The sequence below is a fragment of the Mesorhizobium sp. M7A.F.Ca.CA.002.09.1.1 genome (assembly GCF_003998555.1).
GTDB lineage: Bacteria > Pseudomonadota > Alphaproteobacteria > Rhizobiales > Rhizobiaceae > Mesorhizobium > Mesorhizobium ciceri.
Genome location: NZ_RZRR01000576.1, coordinates 1 through 3727 on the forward strand (window position 1 = coordinate 1; position 3727 = coordinate 3727).

The window sequence follows — 3727 nt, forward strand, 5'->3', positions numbered from 1 at the left end:
GTACAGACCTTCGTCAAGGCGTCAGGTGGCTGCTCCGCCCCTGCGGTCAAGAACCAGGACGAGGCCAACGCGACAATGGGTCAGATGAAGCTGCGCCAGTTCCCGCCCAAAGAGACGATGACCAAGACCGAGGAACTGCAGTTGATGATCCGGCACCCTAACAATTCGGGGCTGCAGCGGGATCCGCTGACCCAATATTTCATACCGGCGCATTTTGTCCAGAAACTGTCGATCTCCCAAGCCGGCCGGCCGATCCTCTCCATGGAAGGTGGAATATCGATTTCGGAAGACCCCAACTTCCGATTCGATTTCACCGTGCACGGCAATGGCGAAATCCAGGTTGAAGCGATCGATACGGACGGCAAAACATTTCGCAATCAGTGGCCGCTCGAGACAGCGGGACTCTGAAGTCTCGATATCTTGCGCTGGACTGCCGGGTGCTTGCCACTTGATCCCGAAAATGGAGCTCGTTCGGGAAGATCACGCCCGGGCAGAGGACGGAGCTCCATCCGGCTTCCGGATGGAGCAGGCTCTAAAAGCAGCGCACGTCGGCTTCCGACTGCGCGCGCTTCAATTCGGTACGGGCTGCCTTCGCCGGTGCGCTTTCGCGAAACAGCGCCGCGCTTTCGCCTGTGGTCAAAGACATGCTCTTGAAAGTCTCGGCTCTCTCATAGTGGTCGTAGGGAAGGATCGAGGCGATGACGTCGATCGAGCAGGAACAGCTTTCCAGCGCCTGACGTGTCTGGCCGTTCGTCTGCATGCAGCCGAGCACGTAGTCGGCGATCGTTGCTGTCGGGTAATCACCCGCGGCGCCCGCCGGGTTTGCGAAGGCCAGCGGCGCGGCAAGGAGCAGCGGCAAAGTCGAAAATCCAACATATCTGATCACGGGAAAACCTCCGGTTAGCCTAGGCGCGATGCGCCCAGTCGGGATCACCGTGGCAGTTGGCAACGTGCAGCAGAGTCAGTCAAGCGCCCATGGCTTCCGTATGCGACCAAAGGAGGAATGCGGGGCTTGTCGACCGTGGTTCCGCATGGCGGCTCCGTGGCCTGCTCCACGCCCCGACTCCAACGATCATCTCATGCTTGGCCCACTATCGATTCCCAATGGAGCACGCGCATGACCATGCCGAGACATCGAAGCGAATACCTCCAAATAAAATCAACGCTTAGGCGAAATGTAAAAATCAAAAAATAACTAAATTTTATGCGCCCCATCGTTATTTCGCGGTCATAAATACTTTATCTAACAAATACCGTCCTGCTTATTTTCTTATATTGCACCGCATCATTTACGATATTGCGGTGCAAAAACACCAGCAGGCTTTTTTGCTTGCCTAGCCTTTTACGATGACATAGCCTCACCCTGTTTCCGGCTTCAAGGGCGTCACCGTCATTAGGGAGCGGCGACAGTCTTTCGTAGGCCAAGGTGAGGTGGGCAGTAACGGTGCCCTCTGCACATCTGGCTTAGGTCGTGACACGCTGCCGGAAATATTTCCCCCCCGTGAATCGCTTGGGCAAGCCCTTGTGGGCTCAGCAAATGATTCATCACTATGAACCTCGGGAGGAATTCGGATGCGTGTACTTACGAAAGCTACCTATATTCTAACCACTGCGGCGTTTCTGTCGCTCGGCGCGGCCTATACGGCGTCGGCTAATGAGGACCTTGCAAAGCTGGCTTCGGATTCGAAGAACTGGGCAATGCAGACGGGTGACTACGCCAACACCCGCTATTCCAAACTCAACCAGATTACTGCGGACAATGTGAAGAACCTGCAGGTCAAGTGGACCTTTTCCACCGGCGTGCTACGAGGCCACGAGGGTGGACCGCTTATCATCGGCGATGTGATGTATGTCCACACGCCTTTCCCGAACAATGTCTTTGCGCTCGATCTCAAGAATGACGGGAAGATCCTTTGGAAGTACGAACCCAAGCAGGATCCCAACGTCATTCCGATCATGTGTTGCGATACGGTCAACCGTGGCGTTGCCTATGGTGACGGCAAGATCATTCTCAATCAGGCCGACACCACAGTCGTCGCCCTCGACGCGAAGACTGGCAAGGTCGTCTGGTCGGTCAAGAACGGCGACCAGACCGATGGCGGCAAAGGCGAATCTGGTACGGCTGCCCCCGTCGTCGTCAAGGACAAGGTGCTCATCGGCGTCTCCGGCGCCGAATTCGGCGTTCGCGGCTGGCTGGCCGCCTACAATCTGAAAGATGGCAAACTCGCCTGGAAAGCCTATTCGGAAGGTCCGGACGCAGACACCCTGATCGATCCCGAGAAGACCACGCAACTCGGCAAGCCGGTTGGCAAGGATTCCGGCACGAACACCTGGGAAGGCGAGCAGTGGAAGACCGGCGGCGGCACGACATGGGGATGGTATTCCTATGATCCCAAGCTGAACCTGGTCTATTATGGCACCGGCAATCCCTCGACGTGGAACCCGGTCCAACGCCCCGGCGACAATCGCTGGTCGATGACGATCATGGCCCGCGATGCGGATACTGGTGTTGCCAAATGGCTCTACCAGATGACCCCGCATGACGAATGGGACTATGACGGCATCAACGAGATGATCCTCGTCGATGGCATGGAGGTCAACGGCGCCAAGCACGACGTGCTGGTGCATTTCGATCGCAATGGTTTTGCCTACACCATGGATCGCGCCACCGGCGACCTTCTCGTCGCCAAGAAATACGATCCGGCCGTGAACTGGGCGACCGAAGTCGTCATGGACCCCAAGAGCGAACAGTATGGTCGCCCGCAGGTCGTGGCGAAATATTCGACCCAGCAGAACGGCGAAGACACCAACTCGACGGGCATCTGCCCGGCGGCGCTTGGAACGAAGGACCAGCAGCCGGCGGCCTATTCGCCGAAGACCGGGCTGTTCTATGTCCCCACCAACCATGTCTGCATGGACTATGAGCCTTACAAGGTGAGCTACACCGCCGGTCAGCCTTATGTTGGCGCCACCGTGTCGATGTATCCCGCACCTGGCGGCGACGGCAACATGGGCAACTTCATTGCCTGGGATGCGGCCAAGGGCGAGATCGTCTGGTCGAAGCCCGAGCAGTTCTCGGTGTGGTCGGGCGCGTTGGCGACAGATGGCGACGTCGTCTTCTACGGTACACTCGAAGGCTACATCAAGGCGGTCGATAAGGACGGCAAGGAACTCTACAAGTTCAAGACCCCGTCCGGCATCATCGGCAACATCACGACCTACGAGCAGGGCGGCAAGCAGTATATCGCCGTTCTGTCGGGCGTCGGTGGATGGGCTGGTATCGGCCTGGCAGGCGGCCTGCTTTCGCCTGACAACGCCGCTGCCTGGCATGGCGCCGTCGATCAGGGCCGCGCGCAAGGCGACCAAGCCGCTGTCGTTGGTACAGCTGGCCTGGGTGCCGTCGGCGGCTACGCGGCACTTGCCGACTACACGACGCTGGGCGGTCAGCTCACCGTCTTCGGTCTCCCGGATTGATGCGCTGGGAACCTTGAGCATGCCTCAGGTCTTGTGAGACCAAAGGCTTGAAGAACGAGAGCCCGGACATCCGGAAGCCATGGCCGGGCTCTCGATTCGGTTACGCACCCAAAAACACCGATCAATGCCGGTCGCGACAGCAAAACCGTGTCCATTGGCAAATGAAGGAAGCGTTTGAATGTCCGTTCGCATTGTAATTTCGGCTTTCGTCCTGGCTCTGCTGCCTCTGGCAAGCTCGAGCCTCGTCCGGGCC

The 3727-nt window shown here is 58.1% G+C and carries 3 protein-coding genes; 2 read left to right on the top strand and 1 reads right to left on the bottom strand.

Annotation, left to right across the window (positions count from 1 at the left end; genetic code table 11):
* Nucleotides 1–408, top strand: a 408-nt coding sequence (locus tag EN994_RS22285; RefSeq protein WP_127307810.1) for a quinoprotein dehydrogenase-associated SoxYZ-like carrier, incomplete at its 5' end; no start/stop codon positions are given.
* A gap of 124 nt (nt 409–532) precedes the next feature.
* On the opposite strand, the gene EN994_RS22290 is transcribed toward EN994_RS22285, so the two are convergent.
* Nucleotides 533–886, bottom strand: a complete 354-nt coding sequence (locus tag EN994_RS22290; protein ID WP_013532069.1) for a hypothetical protein — start codon at nt 884–886, stop codon at nt 533–535.
* A 686-nt stretch (nt 887–1572) separates the two neighbouring features.
* Between EN994_RS22290 and EN994_RS22295 the strand changes: the two genes are divergently transcribed.
* Nucleotides 1573–3474 carry a methanol/ethanol family PQQ-dependent dehydrogenase gene (locus EN994_RS22295; RefSeq protein ID WP_013532070.1) on the top strand — a complete coding sequence of 634 codons (1902 nt, stop codon included), beginning with the start codon at nt 1573–1575 and terminating at the stop codon, nt 3472–3474.
* Nucleotides 3475–3727: the final 253 nt, after the last annotated feature.